The sequence below is a fragment of the Tropicibacter alexandrii genome (assembly GCF_003667315.2).
Classification (GTDB): domain Bacteria; phylum Pseudomonadota; class Alphaproteobacteria; order Rhodobacterales; family Rhodobacteraceae; genus Tropicibacter; species Tropicibacter alexandrii.
In genome coordinates this window covers 211403-232722 of the sequence record NZ_RCTZ02000006.1, presented here as the reverse complement: position 1 = coordinate 232722, position 21320 = coordinate 211403, and the positions used below count along the sequence as shown (strand labels likewise).

Sequence of the window (21320 nt, the reverse complement as noted above, 5' to 3'; positions counted from 1 at the left end):
TCACTTCATGTCCACGGCGACAACCGCGCCGTCATGCAGCAGGATGTTTTTCCAGCGCGGATTGCTGTCGAAGCGTTCGTACACGCTGACAAAGACCGTGTCCCGCGACAGCCGTGACATGGCCGACCCGCAAGGCTTGCCCTTGCCGACGCGGCACACGCGCGACTTCACAAGCTCATAGGCGGCATCGGTCTGCGCCTTGGGTTGTGCCTTGCCCGCAGGCCCGTAATGGATCTGCTCATAGCTTTCGGGCGAGCCGAACAGCACCAGCGCGGCGGTGAACTGGCGCGCGCACCCGTCCTTGAAGCCGGTCAGGTAATAGCTGCGCGGGCCGGTCTCGCCGGGGGCGCTGTCATACAGCATGTACTGCGCGCCGCGCTCGGGATAGCCACCGGCCCGCTTGCCCAATTGCCGCGCGGGCACGTCGCAGAGCCGCGCCACCTCGCCAAAGGGCAGCCGGGTGCCAAAGGCGATCTGCCGGGCATCCGGCGCATTCGGGTCCATCACCGGGGCTGAAACAGAGGGGCGTTCATCGCCGGCATCCCCGTCGAGAATGCGCCCGAACAGGCCACGTTTCGGGGCGGAACCGGGTCGCGCTTCGGCGAGTGGCGCGTCCGGCTCGGCCTCGGGGGCGACCATGGCCACCTGCTGCGGTGCCGGATCGGTGCCTGCGTCCCGCCCGGCCTCACCGCGCAGGATACGGCCAAACAGGCCGCGCCGGGGCGCGGGCGATTCGACATCGGACGCAGCAAGATCGGGCGCCTCGATTTCCGGGGCCTCGTCCGCCGCATCGACGGCGACGGGTGCCGCTTCGGCAGCGGCGCCCTCATCCGCCTTGCGTTTCAGGAAGCCCATGAGCCCGCCTTGCGGCGCCTCCGTTTCCGGGGCCGGGGCCACGGGCCGGTCCGCGCCCTCTTCGGGGGCGGCGATATCGGCCTGCCCCGCGGCCTCGGCGATCTCGACATCCCCCACGCGGGGCACGGATTTCAACGGATCACCGGCGCAGCCTGCCAGCAGGACGGCCAAGGTCAGGGCTGTGGCGATACGCTGCATGCGCCTCTCCGGTGGAAAACTCTTCCCGCCGTCATAGCCGCCAAGCCGGGGGCAGGTCCAGCCAAACCGCCCAACCCGGCAATTCGGCGCTTACAATTCCTCGACCGCCAGCACCCCGTCCAGCGACTTCACCGCGCCGCGGATTTCGGGCGTGACCGGGAACATTTCCTGCAGGTCGACCTCGACCTCGCCGGGCAAGCCGTGATCGTTCAGCGCCAATGTCACCGGCCCGCGCGGGGCCTTGGGCATCTGTTCGCGCGCGCGGCCCAGCACGGTGGCGATATGGCCCAGCGCGCCCGCGTTCTCGATATAGATGCGCATGCCCGCCGGGGTCCCGCTGGACGCCACCGAATCCACCGGCGCGACGGATCGGCCCAGCAGCTTGAGCTGGTCGCTTTCCATCGTCGCCTCGACGGTGACCACGACCTTGGACCCGGTTTCCAGATGCTCGCGGGATTTCTCCAGCGCCTCGGAAAACAGCGTGACCTCATAGGCGCCGGTCGGGTCGGACAGCTGGGCAAAGGCAAAGCGGTTGCCGCGCGCCGATTTGCGTTCCTGCCGCCCGGCGACCACACCGGCCAGTTTCGCGATACAAGGCCCGCGCATGGCCTTGCGCTCGACCTCTTCGAGCGTGCTGACATCTTGGCGTTTCAGCGCCGCCATGTAGTCGTCCAGCGGGTGGCCGGACAGGTAGAAGCCCACCGCCTTGAATTCCTCGGCCAGTCTTTCGGCGGGCAGCCAATCCGGCACCGGCGACATGCGCGGTTCCGGCAGGTCATCGCCCGCCTCGCCAAACAGCGACACCTGCGCGCTGGCCTTTTGTTCGAAGATCGCCGCCGAATAGGCGACCAGCGCATCGAGACTGTCGAACACCCGCCGCCGGTTGCTGTCGAGCTGGTCGAAGGCCCCGGCCCGCGCCAGCATCTCCAGCGGGCGCTTGCCGATCTTCTTCAGATCGACGCGCCGCGCGAAATCATAGAGCGTGGCAAAAGCCCTCTCACCACGTCCCTGCACGATCAGGTTCATCGCCTCGACGCCGACATTCTTCAGCGCGCCCAGCCCGTAGACCAGTTCCTGATCGACCACGTCGAACATCGCCAAGGACCGGTTCACGCAGGGCGGCACATAGGGCAGTTTCAACCCCTTGCGGACCTCTTCGAAATACACGGCCAGCTTGTCGGTCAGGTGGATATCGCAGTTCATGACGCCCGCCATGAATTCGACCGGGTGGTTCGCCTTCAGCCACGCGGTGTAATACGACACCACCGCATAAGCCGCCGCGTGCGATTTGTTGAAGCCGTAATTCGCGAACTTCTCCAGAAGGTCGAACACCTCCGAGGCCTTTTTCTTGTCGACCCCGTTCTTCTGCGCGCCTTCCTCGAATTTGGGGCGCTCCTTGGCCATTTCCTCGGCGATCTTCTTGCCCATCGCGCGGCGCAGCAGGTCGGCGCCGCCAAGGCTGTAGCCCGCCATGACCTGCGCGATCTGCATCACCTGTTCCTGATAGACGATGATGCCCTGCGTCTCGGCAAGGATATGGTCGATGGACGGATGCACCGAGGTGATCTCGCGGATGCCGTTCTTGACCTCGCAATAGACGGGGATGTTTTCCATCGGGCCGGGGCGGTACAGCGCCACGAGCGCCACGATATCCTCGATACAGGTGGGCTTCATGCGCTTGAGCGCATCCATCATGCCCGAGCTTTCCACCTGGAACACGGCGACGGTCTTGGCCGCCGCATACAGCTTATAGGTCTTTTCATCATCCAGCGGGATGAGGTTGATCTGGTTCTCGGCCCCCTCGGCGGGCTCATACAGCTGCACGCCATCGGCCGCGACATGCAAGGGACGCCCGGATTTGAAGATCAGGTTGCAGGCGTTCTGCACCACGGTCAGCGTCTTCAGACCGAGGAAGTCGAACTTCACCAGACCGGCCTGTTCGACCCATTTCATGTTGAACTGGGTGGCCGGCATTTCAGACCGAGGATCGCGGTACAGCGGCACCAATTCATCGGTGGGGCGGTCGGCAATCACCACCCCCGCCGCGTGGGTGCCCGCAGACCGCAACAGCCCCTCGACCTGCATGCCGTATTTCAGCAGCCGGTCCACGACCTCTTCGTTCCTTGCCTCCTCGGCAAGGCGCGGTTCGTCCTTCAGCGCCTTTTCGATGCTGACGGGTTTCACCCCCTCGACCGGGATCATCTTGGACAGGCGGTCCACCTGCCCATAGGGCATCTGCAAGACCCGCCCCATATCGCGCACCGCCGCCTTGGACAGAAGCGCACCAAAGGTGATGATCTGCGCCACCCGGTCATGGCCGTATTTGTCCTGCACATAACGGATCACCTCTTCGCGCCGGTCCATGCAGAAGTCGATGTCAAAGTCGGGCATCGACACCCGTTCCGGGTTCAGGAAGCGTTCGAACAGCAGCGAATAGCGCAAGGGATCAAGGTCGGTGATCGTCAGCGCATAGGCCACCAGCGAACCCGCACCCGAGCCCCGCCCCGGCCCCACCGGAATGTCATGCGCCTTGGCCCAACCGATAAAATCCGCAACGATCAGGAAGTAGCCGGGAAAGCCCATGCCCTCGATGATGCCCAACTCGAAATCGAGCCGTTCCTGATATTCCTCGGGCGTCACCGCATGGGGGATGACCGCCAGACGCGCCTGCAAGCCCTCATTCGCCTGACGCCGCAGTTCCGCGACCTCGTCATCGGCGAATTTCGGCAGGATAGGGTTGCGCCGATAGGCCTGAAACGCGCAGCGCCGCGCGATTTCCACCGTATTCTCGAGCGCCTCGGGCAGGTCGGCGAACAGCACCGCCATTTCCTGCGGCGTCTTGAGGTAATGCTGCGGCGTCAGTCGGCGGCGCGGTTCGGCCTGATCGACATAGGCCCCCTCGGCGATGCAGATCATCGCATCGTGGGCCTCGTACATCTCTGATTTGGGGAAGTAGACGTCGTTCGTCGCCACCAGCGGAATGCCCATGTCATAGGCCATCTCGACAAAGCCACGCTCGGTCAGCGCCTCCGCCTCGGGCGGCGTGCCATCCTCCATCGGGTGGCGCTGCAATTCGACATACAGCCGATCCGCAAAGATCCGGTGCAGGCGCGTCATCAGCTCTGCCGCAGGCCCGCGCTGGCCGTTGCGCAGCAGGCGTCCGACCGGCCCGTCCGGCCCGCCCGTCAGGCAGATGATGTCCTCGGAATGCTGCGCCAACTCGTCCAGCGTCACATGCGCCAACTCGCCATCGGTGCGCATATACAGGCACGAGTTGAGCTTCATCAGGTGCTCATACCCGGCCTCGGTCTGCGCCAGCAGCACCACCGGCGCGGGCGGCTTTGGGCGCTGGCCCGGCGCGGGTTCCTCATAGCGCAAGTCCATCTGGCAGCCGATGATCGGCTGCACCCCGGCGCCGCTGGCGCCCACGGAAAATTCCAGCGCGGCGAACAGGTTGTTGGTGTCGGTGACCGCGACGGCGGGCATCTCCATCCCGGCGATCAGGCCGGGGAGTTTCTTCAACCGGATGGCCCCTTCGAGCAGGGAATATTCGGTATGGACGCGCAGGTGGATGAATCGGGGATTGGACATGTCGCGATCCTAGACCGCCACCCGGACCGAGACCAGAGCCCCCGGTTTCTTCTGGCCCGAAATACCGCGGGGTCCGGGGCAGCGCCCCGGGTCGCTCCGCCTGCGCAAACGCCGCTCAGGCGCGCTCCCCCAACGGCAACTCCCGCAGCGCCATCGACGCCACACAGGCCACGGCAGCGGCCCCGGCCGCCAGCCAGAACACCGGGTGCAGCGCCTCGGCAAAGCCATCCATCACCCGGGCTTGGGTTTCGGGCGGCAAAGCCGCCACCGTCCGCGCCCCGATCGAGGACAGCCCCTGATCGGCATTCGGCAGCACCCCCGACAGCCGCGCCGCCAGCCCGACGCTGAACAACGCCCCGAACCCGGCGGTGCCCACCGACCCGCCGATCAGCCGGAACATGTTGGCGCTCGCGGTGCCCACGCCCATCTGGCTGGCCGGAATGGCGTTCTGGATCGCAGCGACACCGATGCTGAACACCGGGCCGAGGCCCAGCCCCACCAGCACCATCAAAAGTCCGATCACCCACAGCGCCATGTCCACCCCCATCTGGGTCAAGCCCAGCATGGCCAGCGCCAGCACGCCGGTCGACAGCACCGGCATCAGCTTGTAGCGCCCGGTGCGCGCCATCAGCTTGCCCGACACCATCGACGCCCCGATCAACCCCGCCATCATCGGCACGAGGAACAGGCCCGACGCCGTGGGCGAGACGCCTTTGACGATCTGCAGGAATAGCGGCAGGAAGGTGATCGTGCCGAACATCGCCGCCCCCACGAGGATGCCCACAAGGTTCACGACGACGAAACTGTTGTTGCGAAACAGGCCCAGCGGCAGGATCGGCTCGGCCGCGCGCATCTCGGCCAGCACGAAGCCCGCCAGCGCCAGCGCCCCCAACGCCATCAGCCCGCCCTTGGCCTCCGCGTTGGGCAGAAGCACGATCACCGACAGCAGGCTCGCCAGCATCGCCGCGCCCAGATAGTCCACCCGCCGTTTCTCGCGCGACAGGCGGCGCGGAAGCGCCATGCCCAGCACGACGAAGGCCACCGCCCCCACCGGCAGGTTCACGAAAAAGATCCAGTGCCAGCCCACGGTCTGCACGATGAACCCGCCCATAAGCGGCCCGATCACCGTCGACACGCCAAAGGCCGCGCCCATGATGCCCTGCGCCGCACCGCGTTCGCGCGCCGGCAACAGGTCGCCGACCACCGCCATGGAGGTCACGATCAGCGCCCCGCCGCCCGCGCCTTGGATCGCGCGACCGACGATGACCTGCGTCATGGTGCCCGCGATGCCGCAGACCACCGCCCCGACGACGAAGACGCCGATCGAGACCTGCAACACCGCCTTGCGTCCGTACATGTCGCCCAGCTTGCCCGACACCGGCGCGGCGATGGTCGAGGCCAGCAGATAGGCGGTGATCACCCAAGTCAGCCGGTCCATGCCGCCCAGATCGGCGACCATGATCGGCAGCGCCGTCGAAACGATCGTCTGACCGAGCGAGGCAAACAGCAACGTCACCGCCACCGCCGACAGCGTCAGCCGCACGGTCCTGCGGTCGGGTGGCGCGGCATAGGCTGCGCCAGTGGCAACGGGGTCTTCGGTTTCTGCAAGTGACATGCGCGCACTCTTCCATTAATCACGACACGCCGCCCGCCAACCGGGCTTGGCACCGGGCGGGGTTGGGGCATCTGCGTCCTTGTTATCTTGCCCCAAATATGTGAGCGAAGCATTTACATGTCAACAGCATGTAATTTGAGGAGTGAAAGCTTGGGTGATCGCGACGACCAACTGAAGACGGAACTGGCCAAAGTCGGCATCGACGATGCGCATGCACAGGCGGCGCTCGACATCGATGCCGTGTTGCAGGTTTGGCGCCGACGGGTCTTCAAACGGGAACTCGGGATTCGCGCGCTCAACGAGCTGGGGCTGGAACTGGACCTTGCGCAGATGGATGTGCTGATGGCCGTCTGGGCGCCTGACAACGAATTCGGCCCGGATGATGACGAGGCCGAGACCATGGTCTCGACCGTGGCCACACGGCTCAACATCGACCCGTCCCGCGCCAGCCGCATCACGTCGGACCTGATCAAGCGTGGGCTGGTGCAACGCGCGGTCAGCCAGCAGGATGCCCGCCGCGCCGTGCTGGAACTGACCGAAAGCGGCACGCGAATCGTCGAGGCGATCCGCCATTACAAGTTCCTCGTGCTCGGCTCTTACCTCAAGGATTGGACGATGGAAGAAATCAGCACCTTCCTGCCGCTGCTCGAACGCTTTTCCGCGTGGTCCGAAAGTGCCGCCTGCCCCGGTGCGCCCGTCACCGACGAAATCGCCCGCCTCAGGGACCAGCTGTCCGACATCTGACCCCGTGCAAAGCGGATTGGTTAGCCGGAAGGGAAAGTTTTCCTTGCGCAGACTCGCTTGGCGTGAAAACCTAGCCACATGGCTAACCAACTCGACAGCTTCTTTGCCGCCATGGCCGATCCGACCCGCCGCGCGGTGATCGAACGGCTGGTGACGGGGCCCGCCTCCGTCACCGACCTGCATGACGGGCACGAGATGGCCCTGCCCTCGTTCCTCAAGCACCTGACGCGCCTCGAACAGGCCGGACTGGTGCGCAGCGAAAAGGTCGGGCGCGTGCGCACCCTGTCGCTGCGACCGGAGCCGTTGGCGCGGGCCGAGGATTGGCTGGCCAGACAACGCAAGCTGTGGGAGGGGCGCACGGATCGCCTTGCCGCGCTGGCGGAACGGCTGGAACGCCCCAACTGACAGGAACGCGATCATGGACTTCAACCCCGAAACCGACCTCGAACTGCACCGCCACATCAAGGCCAGCCCGGCCAATATATGGCGCTGCTGGACCGAGCCGGACTTGCTCAAGGACTGGTTTGCGCCGAAGCCGGTGGAAACCACCCATGCGCGGATCGAGGCCTTTCCCGGCGGCGCCTTCGACACCGTGATGAACGTGCCCGGGCATGGCGAGATGGCCGGATCGGGTTGCATCCTCGTGGCGGAGCCGGGCGAAAGGCTGGTCTGGACCAACGTGATGACGGCCCGATTCCGCCCCGCCGGCCCGCAGGACCTGCCCTTTTCCGCCGAAATCACCATGACCGCCACGGAGGGCGGCACCGATTACCACATCACCGTGCGCCACCTGACGCCCGAGGCGTGCAAGACGCATGCGGATATGGGCTTTCACGACGGGTGGGGCACCGCGGCCAGCCAGATGGAGACCGTGGCCCGAAGCCTCTGAAATGGGCATAACGCGGGCCGTCGCCCCGAAACCGGGCATTTTTTCCTTGCGCACCCCCGCGCCCGCCCCCTAGCCTTGTGGGAATGACAGGGACGGGCGCGCCTTCTACGCCGCATCGAGGGCACGCAGATCGGGGACACCCGACCAGGTTTGGTAAGGCGGCGGGCATTTCACATGGATATCACGTTTCTTCTGAACGGAGAGAGCGTGGAGCTACGCGACGTGGACCCGACCACGACGCTGCTCGATTGGCTGCGCGAGGATCGCGGCCTCACCGGAACGAAAGAAGGCTGTAACGAAGGCGATTGCGGTGCCTGCACCGTGATGGTCTCGGGCGCGGACGGGGCGAAGGCGCTGAACGCCTGCATCCTGTTCCTGCCGCAGCTGCATGGCCGCGCGGTGCGGACCGTCGAGGGCCTGCAAGGACCACGGCGCGAGATGCACCCGGTGCAACAGGCGATGGTCGACCACCACGGCAGCCAATGCGGGTTTTGCACGCCGGGTTTCGTCATGTCGATGGCGGTGGCGCATCTGAACGGCGAGACGGCGCATGACGACGCGCTGGCCGGGAACCTGTGCCGCTGCACGGGCTATGCGCCGATCGTGCGCGCCGCGCAGGCGGCGGCAAACAGCCCCGTGCCGGACTGGCTGAAACGCGATCTCGATTTCCCCGGGCAACACGCGGACCCGAGCGCCGGGCAGGGTCCGCATCACGCGCCGGAAACGGCGGACGAGTTGGCCGAGCTTTACGCCCGCCACCCCGAGGCCACGCTGGTTGCCGGGGCGACGGATGTGGGCCTGTGGGTGACCAAGCAACTGCGCGACCTGCCCGAGGTGATCTTTCTCAACCGCTGCCGCGATCTGCAACGGATCGAGGACACGGAACAGGGCCTGCGGATCGGGGCCGGTGTTTCGATCGAGACGCTCAGAAGTAGGATGGGTGATCACCCATCCTACCGCGAGATGCTGCGGCGCTACGGATCGACGCAGGTGCGCAACGCGGCAACGATTGGCGGCAACATCGCCAATGGCTCGCCCATCGGGGACAATCCTCCGGTGCTGATCGCGCTTGGCGCCACGCTGCACCTGCGCTACCGCGAAACACGGCGCGAGATGCCGATCGAGGCGTTCTTCCTCGACTATGGCAAGCAGGACCGCCACCCCGGCGAGTTCGTAGAGGCCGTGACGATCCCGCACCAGCCCGACCGGCTGAAGGTCTACAAGCTGTCCAAACGCTTCGATCAGGACATTTCCGCCGTCTGCGGCGCGTTCAACCTGACCATCGAAGACGGCATGGTCAGCGCCGCGCGCATCGCCTTTGGCGGCATGGCGGGCATTCCGAAACGTGCCACCCATGTGGAGAACGCCTTGATCGGCAGACGCTGGGAGGAACCCGCGCTGGAAGCGGCTTGGGACGCGTGGGCGCAGGACTTCCAGCCGATGTCCGACATGCGCGCCTCGGCGGCATACCGTCTGACCGCCGCGCGCAACATGCTGACCCGCTACCTGCTGGAGGATCTGGGCGGCAGCACCTCGGTTCTGGAGGTGACGCCATGAGCGTGCGCAAGCCCCTGCCCCATGACGCGGCGCCCCTGCATGTGACCGGCGCCGCGCGCTATGTCGATGACATCCCGGTGCCCGCGAACTGTCTGCATCTGGCGTTTGGCCTGTCCGAACACGCGGCGGGCACCCTGACCGATCTGGACGTGTCCGAGGCCCGCAGCGCCCCCGGCGTCGTGCAGGTCTGGCGCCCGCGCGACCTGCCCGGGCCCTGCGACTGTTCCCCCTCGAACCACGACGAGCCGCTGCTTTCGGGCAAGCATATCCAGTATCTCGGCCAGCCGGTTTTCCTTGTTGCCGCGACCAGCCACCTCGCCGCGCGCAAGGCGGCGCGGCTGGGCCGGATGACCGTCACCCCACGCCCGGCCCTGCTGACCATCGACGACGCGCTGGCAGCCGACTCGCGTTTCGAGGACGGGCCGCGCATCTGGGAAAAGGGCAACGCCGCCAAGGCCATCGACAGCGCGCCGCATGTGCTGGACGGCGTGATCGAGATGGGCGGGCAGGAGCATTTCTACCTCGAAGGGCAGGCCTGTCTCGTCCTGCCGCAGGATAATGGCGACATGGTCGTGCACGGCTCGACCCAGCATCCGACCGAGATCCAGCACAAGGTCGCCGAGGCGCTGGGTCTGCCGATGCACTCGGTGCGCGTGGAGACCCGCCGCATGGGCGGTGGTTTCGGCGGCAAGGAAAGCCAAGGCAACGCGCTGGCCGTGGCCTGCGCCGTGGCGGCGCATGCGACGGGCCGCCCGGCCAAGATGCGCTATGACCGCGACGATGACATGATGATCACCGGCAAGCGGCATGATTTCCGGATTGCTTATCGCGTGGGGTTCGATGACGAGGGGCGTCTGTTGGGGGTGGATTTCACCCAGTACGCGCGCTGCGGCTGGGCGCAGGATCTGTCGATCCCAGTCGCCGACCGCGCCATGCTGCACGCCGACAACGCCTACCTGCTGGACAATGTCCGGATCGAAAGCCACCGGCTGAAGACCAACACCCAGAGCGCCACAGCCTATCGCGGCTTTGGCGGGCCGCAGGGCATGCTGGGGATCGAGCGGGTGCTGGACCATGTGGCCCATGCCGTGGGTCGCGACCCGCTGGAGGTGCGGCAGGCGAATTACTATGCCGATGCGCCCGTGGATAGGCTGGATACGAGGGGGCCGTCTGCCCCCTCGCGCTCCCCCGAAGGTATTTCGGGACCAAAGAAGCATGGGGTCGGGGAAGCGGAACTGGCCGAGGATATGGCATCGCGCGGGGCCGCTTCGGTTGTCCCTGCGGGGCCGATCCCCGACCAAGGGCCCGGTCAGACGACGCCTTATGGCCAGAGGGTCGAGGACTTTCTTCTGAATGAGATGACCGAGGCGCTGGCGACAAGCTGTGACTACGCGGCGCGCCGGGCGGCGGTGCAGGCGTGGAACGACGCCAACCCGGTGTTGAAGAAGGGCATCGCCCTGACGCCGGTGAAATTCGGGATTTCGTTCACGCTGACGCACCTGAACCAGGCGGGGGCGTTGGTGCATGTCTATCAGGATGGCTCGATCGCGCTGAACCATGGCGGCACCGAGATGGGACAGGGCCTGTTCCAGAAGGTGGCGCAGGTGGCGGCACAGATGATGGGCGTGTCGATGGAGGCGGTGCGGATCACCGCGACGGACACCTCCAAGGTGCCCAACACCTCGGCCACGGCGGCGTCGTCGGGGTCGGACCTGAACGGTATGGCGGTCCGCGCCGCCTGCGCGCAGATCCGGCGGCGGATGGCGGTGCATCTGGCCGAACTGTTCGAAAATGCCCCCGAGCACGTCGTTTTCGACGACGGGTTGGTGACGGTCGGCGGGCACGAGCTGAGCTTCGCCGAGGCGGCGAAGCTGTGTTACGAGGGGCGGGTCAGCCTGTCGTCGACCGGGTTCTACAAGACGCCCGAGATCACTTGGGACCGGATGAAGGGACAGGGGCGGCCGTTCTATTACTTCGCCTACGGGGTGTCCTGTTCCGAGGTCGTGCTGGACACGCTGACTGGCGAGAACCGCATCCTGCGCACCGATATCCTGCATGATTGTGGCGCCTCGCTGAACCCAGCCATCGATCTGGGTCAGATCGAGGGCGGTTTCGTTCAGGGCGCGGGATGGCTGACGACCGAGGAACTGGTGTGGGACGCGCAGGGGCGGCTGCGCACCCATGCGCCCTCGACCTACAAGATCCCCGCCTGTTCGGACCGGCCCGACATCTTCAACGTGGCGCTGTTCCACAGGCGCAACCCCGAGGACACGATCTATCGGTCCAAGGCGGTGGGCGAGCCGCCCTTCATGCACGGGATTTCCGTGCTGATGGCCTTGTCCGACGCGGTGGCGACCTGCGGCACCGGCTACCCGATGCTGGATGCGCCCGCGACACCGGAACGCTTGCTGGCCGCCGTGCAACGGGTGCGCGATGGGGTTTGATCTGGACGGATTGCGCGCGGCGGTGGCCGCGCATGGCCGCGTCGCGCGCGTGGTGATCGCCGAGGTCGTGGGGTCTTCGCCGCGCGAGGTCGGCGCGGCGATGCTGGTCTGGCAGGGCGGTCAATCCGGCACCATCGGCGGCGGCGCGTTGGAATGGCAGGCGGCGCAGGCAGCGTTCACGCGAACCGGCTTCAGTCGGCACGCGCTGGGGCCGGAACTGGGACAATGCTGCGGCGGGGCGGTGACGCTGTTGACCGAGGTTTTTGATGCCACGACCGTGCCCGAAGGCGATGTGATCGCGCGGGGGCCGGGCGACCGCCCGCTGGCGGTGCAGCGCGTGCTGGACCGGGCGCGGGCACAAGGCGCGGCCTCGGTGGCACAGATGGTGCAAGGCTGGTTCATCGAGCCCGTCCTGCGCCCGTCGCGGGCCTTGTGGATTTGGGGCGCGGGGCATGTGGGCCGGGCGCTGGTCGATGTGCTCAGCCCCTTGCCCGATTGGGCCATCACTTGGGTCGATACCGGGCCGGAGCGGTTTCCGGACATCCCCGACGGCATCACCGCCCTGCCCACGCCCGAACCGGCACGCGCCATGGCCTTGGCCCCGCACCACGCCCATCACCTGATCCTGACCTACAGCCATGAGTTGGACCTGGCCCTATGCCACGCGGCGCTGGAGCACGGCTTTGGATTCGCCGGGCTGATCGGGTCGGACACCAAATGGGCGAGGTTTCGCAAACGCTTGCGCGCTTTGGGACATGCCGACGCCCAAATAAACCGCATCTGCTGCCCAATCGGGCAAAAACAGCTGGGCAAGGCCCCACATGCCATTGCCATCGGGGTCGCGGCCCAGCTACTCACGCTTGCAAAAAGGGACGACAGAGAGTGGACACACCCCTCCTCAGCATCAATGGGCTGACCAAGGCCTATCCCGGCGTCGTGGCCAACGACTCCGTGTCGTTCGACATTGGCGAAAGCGAGATTCACGCGCTGCTTGGCGAAAACGGCGCGGGCAAGTCGACTTTGGTCAAGATGATCTACGGGCTGGTGCAGCCCGACAACGGCACGATGACGATGCGCGGCGCGGGCTATACACCGTCGAAACCCTCCGAGGCGCGGCAATCCGGCGTGGCGATGGTGTTCCAGCATTTCTCGCTGTTCGATGCGCTGGACGTGGCCGAAAACGTGGCGCTGGGAATGGAGACGCCGCCGCCCATGCGCGATCTGGCGCGGCAAATCCGCGAGGTGTCCGAAACCTACGGCCTGCCGCTGGACCCGTCGCGCACGGTGGGCACCCTGTCGGCGGGCGAGCGGCAACGGGTGGAGATCATCCGCTGCCTGCTGCAAGACCCCAAGCTGCTGATCATGGACGAACCGACCAGCGTTCTGACCCCGCAAGAGGTGGATATACTATTTGAAACGCTGCGGAAACTGAAGGCTGAGGGGACCTCGATCCTGTATATCTCCCACAAGCTGGAGGAAATCCGCGCACTGTGCGACCACGCGACGATCCTGCGGCTGGGCAAGAATGTCGGCACCTGCACCCCAAGCGAGACCACCGCGCGGGAGATGGCCGAGATGATGGTCGGCTCCAGCTTTGCCGCGCCTCAGGCGCAGAACAAGGTGCTGGGCAATGTGCTTTTGTCCGTCAAGGGGCTGTCGCAGCCGGCGCCGGGCAGCTTTGGCACGCCGCTGCGCGAGATCGGGTTCGATCTGCGCGCGGGCGAGGTGCTGGGCATTGGCGGCGTTGCGGGCAACGGGCAGGACGAATTGCTGGCGGCCCTGTCGGGCGAGCGGCTGTCCGAGACGGGCATGGTTAGGCTGAAAGGCAGCGATGTCAGCCGCATGGGCCCGAATGCGCGCCGCGAGGCGGGTTTGCTGTCGGGCCCCGAGGAACGGCTGGGCCATGCAGCCGCCCCCGATATGAGCCTGATCGAGAACGGCGTGCTGACGGCCTCTCGCCGGATGGGGCTGCTGTCGAACGGGTTTATCTCGTGGGGAAAAAGCCGCGCCTTTGCCGAGGACGTCATCGAACGCTTCGACGTGCGCACGCCGGGGCCGCATGTGGCGGCGCGGGCGCTGTCGGGCGGCAACTTGCAGAAATTCGTCGTCGGGCGCGAGATCGTCCAGACCCCCGACGTGCTGGTGGTGAACCAGCCCACATGGGGTGTCGACGCGGCGGCGGCGGCCTTCATCCGGCAGTCCCTGCTGGACCTTGCGGCGCAGGGGTCGGCGGTCTTGGTGATCTCTCAGGACCTCGATGAGCTGATGGAGGTCTCGGACCGGTTCGGCGCGCTGAACGAGGGGCGCCTGTCGTCCATCCGCCCGGTGACCGAGCTGGATATCGAGCAGATCGGCCTGATGATGGGCGGCGCGCATGACATGGAGGTCGCCCATGTGGACGGTTGAGACGAGTGCAGGAGGCCGCGCATGATCCGGCTTGAGAAACGCCCCGAACCCTCGCGGCTGTGGACGGCGACGACGCCGCTTCTGGCGGTGGCGCTGACGATGATCGTGGGCGGGCTGCTGTTCGCGGTGCTGGGCGCTGACCCGTTCGAGGCGATCCGCACGATTTTCTGGGACCCTCTCTTTCACCCGCAATTCGCCGCCTATTCGCGGCCGCAACTGCTGGTCAAAGCCGGGCCGCTGATCCTGATCGCCATCGGGTTGTCCATCGGCTTCAAGGCCGGCATCTGGAATATCGGGGCCGAGGGGCAATACATCATCGGCGCGGTCTGCGGCGCAGGGGTCGGCCTTGCCTTCTACCCGTCTGAAAACGTGCTGATCTTTCCGCTGATGATCGTCGCGGGGGCCTTGGGGGGCTGGGCATGGGCGATGATCCCAGCGGTGCTGAAGACCAAGTTCGGCACCAATGAAATCCTCGTGTCGCTGATGCTGGTCTATGTGGCGCAGAACGTGTTGATCGCCATGTCGACGGGTTTGCTCAGGAACCCCGAGGGCATGGGCTTCCCCGGTTCGCGCAATTTCAAGCAATGGGACGCGGTGCACAATGCCGAGATCGTCGCCAATACCGGCATGCATTGGGGGGTCGTCGCGGCCTTCATCGCGGTAATCGCCGCCTATGTGCTGATGAGCCGCCATATTCAGGGCTTCAACATCCGTCTCTCGGGCGAGGCCCCTCGTGCGGCCCGGTTCGCAGGCGTCAGCCCGGCGCGGATCGTCTTTCTGTGTCTGGGGCTGGCGGGCGCGCTGGCGGGTATGGCCGGGTTGTTCGAGGTCACCGGCCCCGCAGGCCAGCTGACCGACAAGTTCAACGCGGGCTACGGCTTTACCGCGATCATCGTCGCCTTTCTGGGCCGTCTGCATCCGGTGGGCATCCTGCTGGCGGGCCTGCTGATGGCGCTGACCTATATCGGCGGCGAGCTGGCGCAGCTGATGCTGGGCTTGCCGGGTGCCGCGATCCAACTGTTTCAGGGGATGCTGTTGTTCTTCCTGCTGGCGACGGATGTGTTCACGAACTACCGGCTGCGCTTCGGCGCAGGCGCGGCGGCATAAGGGGAAGCGGATATGGATTTCGGATCGATCAACCCCGCGCTGCTGATAGCCTCGATCATGATCTCGGCCACGCCGATCCTGCTGGCGGCCATCGGCGAGATGGTGGTGGAAAAGGCCGGGGTGCTGAACCTCGGGGTCGAGGGCATGATGATCACCGGCGCGGTGGTGGGCTTTGCCGTGGCGGTCACCCTGACCTCGCCGGGGTTCGGCTTTGTCGCTGCGGCCTTTGCTGGCGCAGCGCTCTCGCTCGTCTTTGCCCTGCTGACACAGTTCCTGCTGTCGAACCAAGTCGCCACGGGCCTTGGCCTGACATTGGCAGGGTTGGGCTTGTCGAGCCTGATTGGCAAACCCTATGAGGGGATGAAATCCCCCCCCATGCCGAAACTGGACATCCCGGTATTGTCGGACCTGCCCATCGTGGGCCGGATGCTGTTCAGCCATGACGCGATGGTCTATGTCTCGCTTCTGCTGGTGGTCGCGGTCTGGGCCTTCCTGAAATACACCCGCGCCGGGCTGATCCTGCGCGCGGTGGGCGAAAGCCACGACTCTGCGCATGCACTGGGCTACAAGGTCATCCCGATCCGCATCGCGGCGATCCTGTTTGGCGGGGCTTGCGCAGGCATGGGCGGGGCCTACCTGTCCCTCGTCCGCGTCCCGCAATGGACCGAGGGCATGACCGCCGGCGCAGGCTGGATCGCGCTGGCCATCGTCGTCTTTGCCAGTTGGCGCGCGGGGCGCGTGGCCGTGGGCGCTTACCTCTTCGGCGGCGTCACCGTGTTGCAGCTGAACCTGCAAGCCGCAGGGGCGAACGTGCCGGTCTCGCTCTTGTCGGCCTCGCCTTATATCATCACGATCCTCGTGCTTGTCATCATCTCGGCGCGCGGCGTGCATGGCGCACCTGCCTCGCTGGGACGATCCTTCCACGCAACCCATTAAGACACTCAACCAACAGGGAGTTTGAAAATGAAAAGAAGAACGCTTCTCGCCTCTGCCGCTCTGGCGCTGAGCCTCGGCACCGGCGCCTTCGCGCAGGACCCGGAGGTCACCGCTGGCTTCATCTATATCGGACCGCCGGGTGACGGGGGCTGGACCTACGAACACGATCAGGCCCGCCAGAAGATGGAGGCCCATTTCGATGGCCGCGTGAAGACCATCTATCAGGAAAACGTGCCGGAATCCGCCGATGCCGAGCGCGCGATCACCCAGATGGCGCTGTCCGGTGCGGACATCATCTTTACCACCTCCTTCGGCTACATGGACCCGACGCTGGCCGTGGCCGAGAAGTTCCCGAACGTGAAGTTCGAGCACGCCACCGGCTACAAGCGGGCCGACAACGTGTCGACCTATTCCGCGCGCTTCTACGAAGGCCGCGCCATTCAGGGCCATATCGCGGGCTCGATGACCAAGACCAACAAGATCGGGTACATCGCATCGGTGCCGATCCCCGAGGTCATCCGCGGCATCAACTCGGCCTATATCCACGCCAAGAAGGTGAACCCGGATGTCGAATTCTCGATCATCTGGCTGTACACGTGGTTCGACCCGGCGAAAGAGGCCGACGCCGCCCGCGCGCTGATCGAGAACGGCGCGGACGTGGTCCTGCAGCACACCGACTCCACCGCGCCGCAGGCCGCCGCGAAAGAGGCGGGCAACGTCATCACCTTTGGTCAGGCGTCGGACATGGCGGAATACGCGCCCATGCCGCGCGTCTCGTCGATCATCGACGACTGGGCGCCCTACTATATCGACCGCGTGCAGGCGGTTCTGGATGGCACTTGGGAATCGACCGACACGTGGGACGGCATCGGCGCGGGCATGGTCGGCATCGGTGACATCACCGACGCGGTCCCCGAGGACGTGAAGGCCGAGGCGCTGGAACTGAAGGACAAGATCGCCTCGGGCGAGTACCACCCCTTCACCGGGCCGATCAACAAGCAGGACGGCTCCGTCTGGCTGGCCGAGGGCGAGACCGCGCCCGATGGCGACCTCTTGGGCATGAACTTCTACGTCGAAGGTCTGACCGCCGAAGTGCCGAACTAAGGCGACACCCGCCCCGGGCCTGCCCCGGGGCCTCCCGACTGAATAAACAGGGGCCGGCCCGCAAGGTCGGCCCCTTGGCGTTTCCGGCATCGTCAGGGGAACGGTATCGCCGACAATCGGTGTCCCCCCGCGTCAAGTGCGAGGACCCGGATGCTGCACATGGCCCGAATATCCGTGGGGCGCGGGCCGAACAGACGGCTACACATCGCTGCGCCGGATGAGTGCCAAAGCGCCGCCGAGGGTGATGAGCAATCCGCCACAGGTCCGGTCGATCCAAAGCGCGCCACGGGCGTTCAGAAACCGAATGGCCCTTGCCCCCAGCCCGGCATAGGCGGCCATCACCGCCACGTCGACGGCAATGAAGACGAGGGCGAGCAAGACGTATTGCATGAGCAGCGGTTCGGACGGGACGAGGAACTGCGGCAGGAATGCAGTGAAGAACAGGTAGCCCTTAGGATTGGTGACCGCGACGAGAAAGCTCTTGCGGAACAAGGCCCGCTTGGACCGGGATGCACGCGGGCTTTGCCCGGTTGGGTGCGCGGGGACCGCCTCCGACACACCCGAGGACCGCACCATCTGAAGGCCAAGCCACACCAGATACGCGACACCAACCCATTTCACGATGTTGAACAGAACGGCGGATGTGGTCAGAATCGCGCCCAACCCCAGACCGGCCGCCGCGATCAAAACGCCGTCGGACAGCGCCGCGCCTGCGATGCCGTAGCCTGCCGCCCCAAGGCCGAACCGGGACCCGTTGGACAAGGCCAACAGAACCGTCGGTCCGGGCGTCATCACCACGACCAGCGCCAAAAGGGCGAATGTCAGAAGGTGCACTTCCATCACGACGCCTCCGGGTGCAAAGAATAGATGGCAAGGCCGGTCAAAAGCAGGGCCAGCCCGCTGACGAGGGTTCTGAGCGTATTCCAGAATTGCCATGGCGCGGAATAGCCGTGCCATGTCTCGGCGGCCAAGCTCTCGTCCGTTGGCACGATCACCTGCGCAAGGGCATCGTTCATCGGCACGTTGACCAATGCGGTGACCAGCAGCGCGCCGGTGAAATAGACCACCGCACTGGCCGCAAACAACGCCGCTGACCTCCGGCAGTTTTGACGCGCCGCGATGAATGCGGTCAGACCAAGAATGACTGGCGTCAGGAAGAAGGCCGGGAAAAAGACCGGGTTGCGGACCGACGCGTTCATCGCTTGCATCGCTTTGATGGCAACACGGGGGTCGGTTGCGTCGAGGCCCCACATGGTCGAACAGACCCATGCATAGAAGAAGCCGAAAATCGCGCCGATGCTCAGCAGCGAAAGCATCGACATCGGCATGAGAAGGCGGGCCATCAGGCTTGCCCCGAAGACGTGGCCGCGATGTGGCCCGTGTCGCCCGCGTGGCGGGCTGCCTTCAGGACGCGAACGCAGATCACGAGCACCGCGACCTGGCCAAGGATCACGGCGGGCCAGATCAGGGTGAACTGCGCATCGAAGTATTTTTGCGGCCCGAACGACACCAGCGCCAACAGCGCCGCCAGCACGCTTAGTCCGCGCCCGACGGGGGTTGCAAGCGGCTGCACGATCATCGCCGACACCGCGACACAGACCGAGGCGCCAAGAAACGGCGCGATCCCGAAGAGCGGGGTCGCAATCGGCGGATGCGGCCGGATGCCGGCATAAAGCGCCGAAAGCATGATGAGTTGCAGCAGGATCAGCGTGGCCAGGGCTGCAAGGGCCTGACGGTCGTCATGGGTCATGGGTCATCTCCAAATGCGTACATTAAATTACGGTTGCAAATATCCGTAATTACAGTTACGGATATTGTCAACACGCAGGAGACGAGAATGCGCGAGGAAAAAAGATCGCTGCGGCAACAGCAGATCGAAGACGCGGCCTATGCGGTGCTGGAAGCCAAGGGCTACGGCGGCACGTCGATGCTGGGCATCGCGAAACACGCCCGCGCTTCGAACGAGACGCTCTACAACTGGTACGGGGACAAGCAGGGCCTGTTTCAGGCGCTCGTCACGCGCAATGCACAAGAGGTGAAAGAGCATCTCGAAACCGAACTGGAGAGCGACCACGATGCGATGTCCATCTTGGGCACGCTTGGGCCGAAACTGCTGACCCTGCTCACGGGCGACAGGGCCGTCGCGCTGAACCGGGCCGCCGCTGCCGACAGCAGCGGTGAATTGGGCGCGACCCTGTCCAAGGCCGGGCGCGAGGCGGTTTTCCCGCTTCTCGAACGGGTCTTGCAACGCGCCCGCGAGGAAGGCGCGCTAGAGTTCGAACAGACCGGGGAGGCCGTGGCGCTTTACCTCGACTTGCTGGTCGGCGACCAGCAGATCAGACGGGTCATCGGTCGCCTTCCGCAACCATCAAAAACCTATTGCCAAGAGCGATCCGAGCGGGCTGTCAGGCTCCTTCGCCAACTTCTTGGCTGACGACGAAACGACCAAAGGATTGCAAGACATGACCACCCTTCTCGCACCCGATGCCTGCCGGACCATGGCCGATCTCCGCGAACAGATCGACGCCATCGACGCGGACCTCATAGGCCTGCTGGTCACCCGAAGTCGCTATATCGACCGGGCCGTGGACCTCAAGAAAATCGAAGGCCTGCCTGCGCGCACGACGGATCGGGTGGCCGAGGTGCTGGACAAGGTCAGCACAACGGCGTCGGAACAGGGTCTGGATCCGGAACTGGCACGCACCCTTTGGGCCGAACTGATCGAATGGTCCATTCAGCGCGAAATCCGGGAGCTTGGCGAATAGCCAGACAGGAAAACCAAGGCTGAGTGTCGTTTTGACACCTTGGGAAAAGCCGACGCGACGGTCGACAACGTTGTGCCCTCGTCTCAGGCCAATCCGGATCGACCGGACCGCGCAGCAATCCCCTTGCGGCTGTTACCGCAACCGGGCACAAGCCTGTCATGCTTGAACCCAGTCTGTTGATCCTTGCCGCGATGATCGTCGGCATCTCCAAGGGGGGCCTGTCCTCGGTCGGATCCATCGCCGTGCCGATGCTGGCACTGTTCATGAACCCGCTGACCGCCGCCGCCACCTTGCTGCCGGTCTATATCGTCACCGATTGGGTCAGCGTCTGGCTGTATCGCCGCGATTTCTCACGCCCGAACGTGGCGATCCTTGTATCCGGGATGCTGATCGGCATCGCCATCGCCACGATCATCACGCCGTGGACCTCGGAAAGCCTGCTGCTGATCTTCACCGGCCTCATCGGGCTGTGGTACACGGCGCGCAGTTGGTTGCAGCGCAACATGGACATCGCCAAGACCGAGCCACGCTGGGGCATCGGCCTGTTCTGGGGCACGCTGACGGGGATCACGTCCTTCCTGACCCATAGCGGCGCGCCGCCCGCGCAGGCCTACCTGCTGCCGCAGCGCTTGGCGAAACTGGAATTCGCGGGCACCATCGCCCTCAGCTTTGCCGTCTGCAACGCCACCAAGATCCCTGCCTACTGGGCCATCGGCCAGTTCGAGGGGCTCAGCTGGTCGCTGGTCGCCGGGCTGACGGTGGCGGGAATCGTCGGCACCTTCATCGGGCGGCGCCTGACGGAAATCCTGCCCGAAGCGGTCTACATGAAGGTCATCAAGTCGATGCTGTTCATCCTATCCATCGTGCTGATCTGGCGCGGCGTGACGGACCTGATCTAGGGCATCACCGTCGTATAGCTGTCGGCCAGCCCCATCATCACGCGTATCGCAGGCAGCGCCGCGACGGCGATCAAGCCGACCACGGCACCAACGGCCAAGCGCACGACGGCCCGGCCCAGCCAAGGGCCGGCCAGCCCCAAGAGCCCACAAACCGTCGCGTAAAAGGCAAGCGATACCGGATCCATGCCGTAGCTTAGCACAAAACCGGGC

The 21320-nt window shown here is 65.5% G+C and carries 20 protein-coding genes; 13 read left to right on the top strand and 7 right to left on the bottom strand.

The window, feature by feature from the left end:
* The 3 genes from D8Z78_RS10440 to D8Z78_RS10430 form a co-directional block, all read right to left on the bottom strand.
* The gene (locus D8Z78_RS10440) at positions 1–1053 is read right to left on the bottom strand and encodes a hypothetical protein (protein WP_121633375.1); all 1053 of its coding nucleotides are present in this window, start codon (positions 1051–1053) and stop codon (positions 1–3) included.
* A 90-nt stretch (positions 1054–1143) separates the two neighbouring features.
* Positions 1144–4644, bottom strand: coding sequence for a DNA polymerase III subunit alpha (gene dnaE / locus D8Z78_RS10435; RefSeq protein ID WP_121633377.1), 3501 nt, complete (start codon positions 4642–4644; stop codon positions 1144–1146).
* A gap of 115 nt (positions 4645–4759) precedes the next feature.
* A complete protein-coding gene (locus tag D8Z78_RS10430; RefSeq protein WP_121633379.1) occupies positions 4760–6259 on the bottom strand; it encodes an MDR family MFS transporter in 1500 nt (499 codons plus the stop codon).
* 150 nt (positions 6260–6409) lie between these two features.
* Here D8Z78_RS10430 and D8Z78_RS10425 point away from each other — a divergent pair, with 150 nt between their 5' ends.
* The 10 genes from D8Z78_RS10425 to D8Z78_RS10380 all read left to right on the top strand — a co-directional run bounded on the left by D8Z78_RS10425 (position 6410) and on the right by D8Z78_RS10380 (position 17446).
* Entirely contained in the window at positions 6410–7003 is a 594-nt protein-coding gene (locus D8Z78_RS10425) for a MarR family winged helix-turn-helix transcriptional regulator (RefSeq protein ID WP_240672083.1), read from the top strand.
* Positions 7004–7081: 78 nt separating this feature from the next.
* The gene (locus tag D8Z78_RS10420) at positions 7082–7408 is read left to right on the top strand and encodes an ArsR/SmtB family transcription factor (protein ID WP_121633383.1); all 327 of its coding nucleotides are present in this window, start codon (positions 7082–7084) and stop codon (positions 7406–7408) included.
* A 13-nt stretch (positions 7409–7421) separates the two neighbouring features.
* The gene (locus D8Z78_RS10415; RefSeq protein WP_240672081.1) at positions 7422–7892 is read left to right on the top strand and encodes an SRPBCC domain-containing protein; all 471 of its coding nucleotides are present in this window, start codon (positions 7422–7424) and stop codon (positions 7890–7892) included.
* 174 nt (positions 7893–8066) lie between these two features.
* Positions 8067–9449, top strand: a complete 1383-nt coding sequence (gene xdhA / locus D8Z78_RS10410) for a xanthine dehydrogenase small subunit (RefSeq protein ID WP_121633385.1) — start codon at positions 8067–8069, stop codon at positions 9447–9449.
* Positions 9446–11893 carry a xanthine dehydrogenase molybdopterin binding subunit gene (xdhB, locus tag D8Z78_RS10405; RefSeq protein WP_121633387.1) on the top strand — a complete coding sequence of 816 codons (2448 nt, stop codon included), beginning with the start codon at positions 9446–9448 and terminating at the stop codon, positions 11891–11893. Before xdhA ends, xdhB begins: the two co-directional genes overlap by 4 nt.
* Entirely contained in the window at positions 11883–12809 is a 927-nt protein-coding gene (gene xdhC / locus D8Z78_RS10400) for a xanthine dehydrogenase accessory protein XdhC (protein ID WP_121633389.1), read from the top strand. Before xdhB ends, xdhC begins: the two co-directional genes overlap by 11 nt.
* Positions 12776–14299, top strand: coding sequence for an ABC transporter ATP-binding protein (locus tag D8Z78_RS10395; protein ID WP_121633390.1), 1524 nt, complete (start codon positions 12776–12778; stop codon positions 14297–14299). Before xdhC ends, D8Z78_RS10395 begins: the two co-directional genes overlap by 34 nt.
* Before the next feature lie 21 nt (positions 14300–14320).
* Positions 14321–15406: an ABC transporter permease gene (locus D8Z78_RS10390; RefSeq protein WP_121633393.1), complete on the top strand. Its 1086-nt coding sequence runs from the start codon at positions 14321–14323 to the stop codon at positions 15404–15406.
* A 12-nt stretch (positions 15407–15418) separates the two neighbouring features.
* Complete coding sequence (locus D8Z78_RS10385; protein ID WP_206169667.1) at positions 15419–16342, top strand: ABC transporter permease; 924 nt, start codon at positions 15419–15421, stop codon at positions 16340–16342.
* Between the two features lie 27 nt (positions 16343–16369).
* Entirely contained in the window at positions 16370–17446 is a 1077-nt protein-coding gene (locus tag D8Z78_RS10380; RefSeq protein WP_121633395.1) for a BMP family ABC transporter substrate-binding protein, read from the top strand.
* 198 nt (positions 17447–17644) lie between these two features.
* Here the strand turns inward: D8Z78_RS10380 and D8Z78_RS10375 are convergent, their stop codons facing one another.
* The 3 genes from D8Z78_RS10375 to D8Z78_RS10365 are packed head-to-tail and all read right to left on the bottom strand — an operon-like array spanning position 17645 to position 19196.
* Positions 17645–18286: a LysE family translocator gene (locus tag D8Z78_RS10375; protein WP_206169666.1), complete on the bottom strand. Its 642-nt coding sequence runs from the start codon at positions 18284–18286 to the stop codon at positions 17645–17647.
* The gene (locus D8Z78_RS10370; protein WP_121633400.1) at positions 18286–18789 is read right to left on the bottom strand and encodes an anthrone oxygenase family protein; all 504 of its coding nucleotides are present in this window, start codon (positions 18787–18789) and stop codon (positions 18286–18288) included. The genes D8Z78_RS10375 and D8Z78_RS10370 overlap by 1 nt, the downstream gene beginning before the upstream one ends.
* Complete coding sequence (locus D8Z78_RS10365) at positions 18789–19196, bottom strand: hypothetical protein (RefSeq protein WP_121633402.1); 408 nt, start codon at positions 19194–19196, stop codon at positions 18789–18791. The genes D8Z78_RS10370 and D8Z78_RS10365 overlap by 1 nt, the downstream gene beginning before the upstream one ends.
* A gap of 87 nt (positions 19197–19283) precedes the next feature.
* Between D8Z78_RS10365 and D8Z78_RS10360 the strand changes: the two genes are divergently transcribed.
* The 3 genes from D8Z78_RS10360 (at position 19284) to D8Z78_RS10350 (ending at position 21110) form a co-directional block, all read left to right on the top strand.
* A complete protein-coding gene (locus D8Z78_RS10360) occupies positions 19284–19880 on the top strand; it encodes a TetR/AcrR family transcriptional regulator (RefSeq protein ID WP_121633404.1) in 597 nt (198 codons plus the stop codon).
* A gap of 28 nt (positions 19881–19908) precedes the next feature.
* Positions 19909–20211 (top strand): chorismate mutase, encoded by a 303-nt coding sequence (locus D8Z78_RS10355; protein WP_121633407.1) that lies wholly within the window; start codon positions 19909–19911, stop codon positions 20209–20211.
* Between the two features lie 158 nt (positions 20212–20369).
* Positions 20370–21110: a sulfite exporter TauE/SafE family protein gene (locus tag D8Z78_RS10350; protein WP_121633410.1), complete on the top strand. Its 741-nt coding sequence runs from the start codon at positions 20370–20372 to the stop codon at positions 21108–21110.
* Here the strand turns inward: D8Z78_RS10350 and D8Z78_RS10345 are convergent.
* Positions 21107–21295 (bottom strand): hypothetical protein, encoded by a 189-nt coding sequence (locus D8Z78_RS10345; RefSeq protein WP_121633413.1) that lies wholly within the window; start codon positions 21293–21295, stop codon positions 21107–21109. The two genes, D8Z78_RS10350 and D8Z78_RS10345, sit on opposite strands and share 4 nt — an antisense overlap.
* Positions 21296–21320 lie beyond the last annotated feature (25 nt).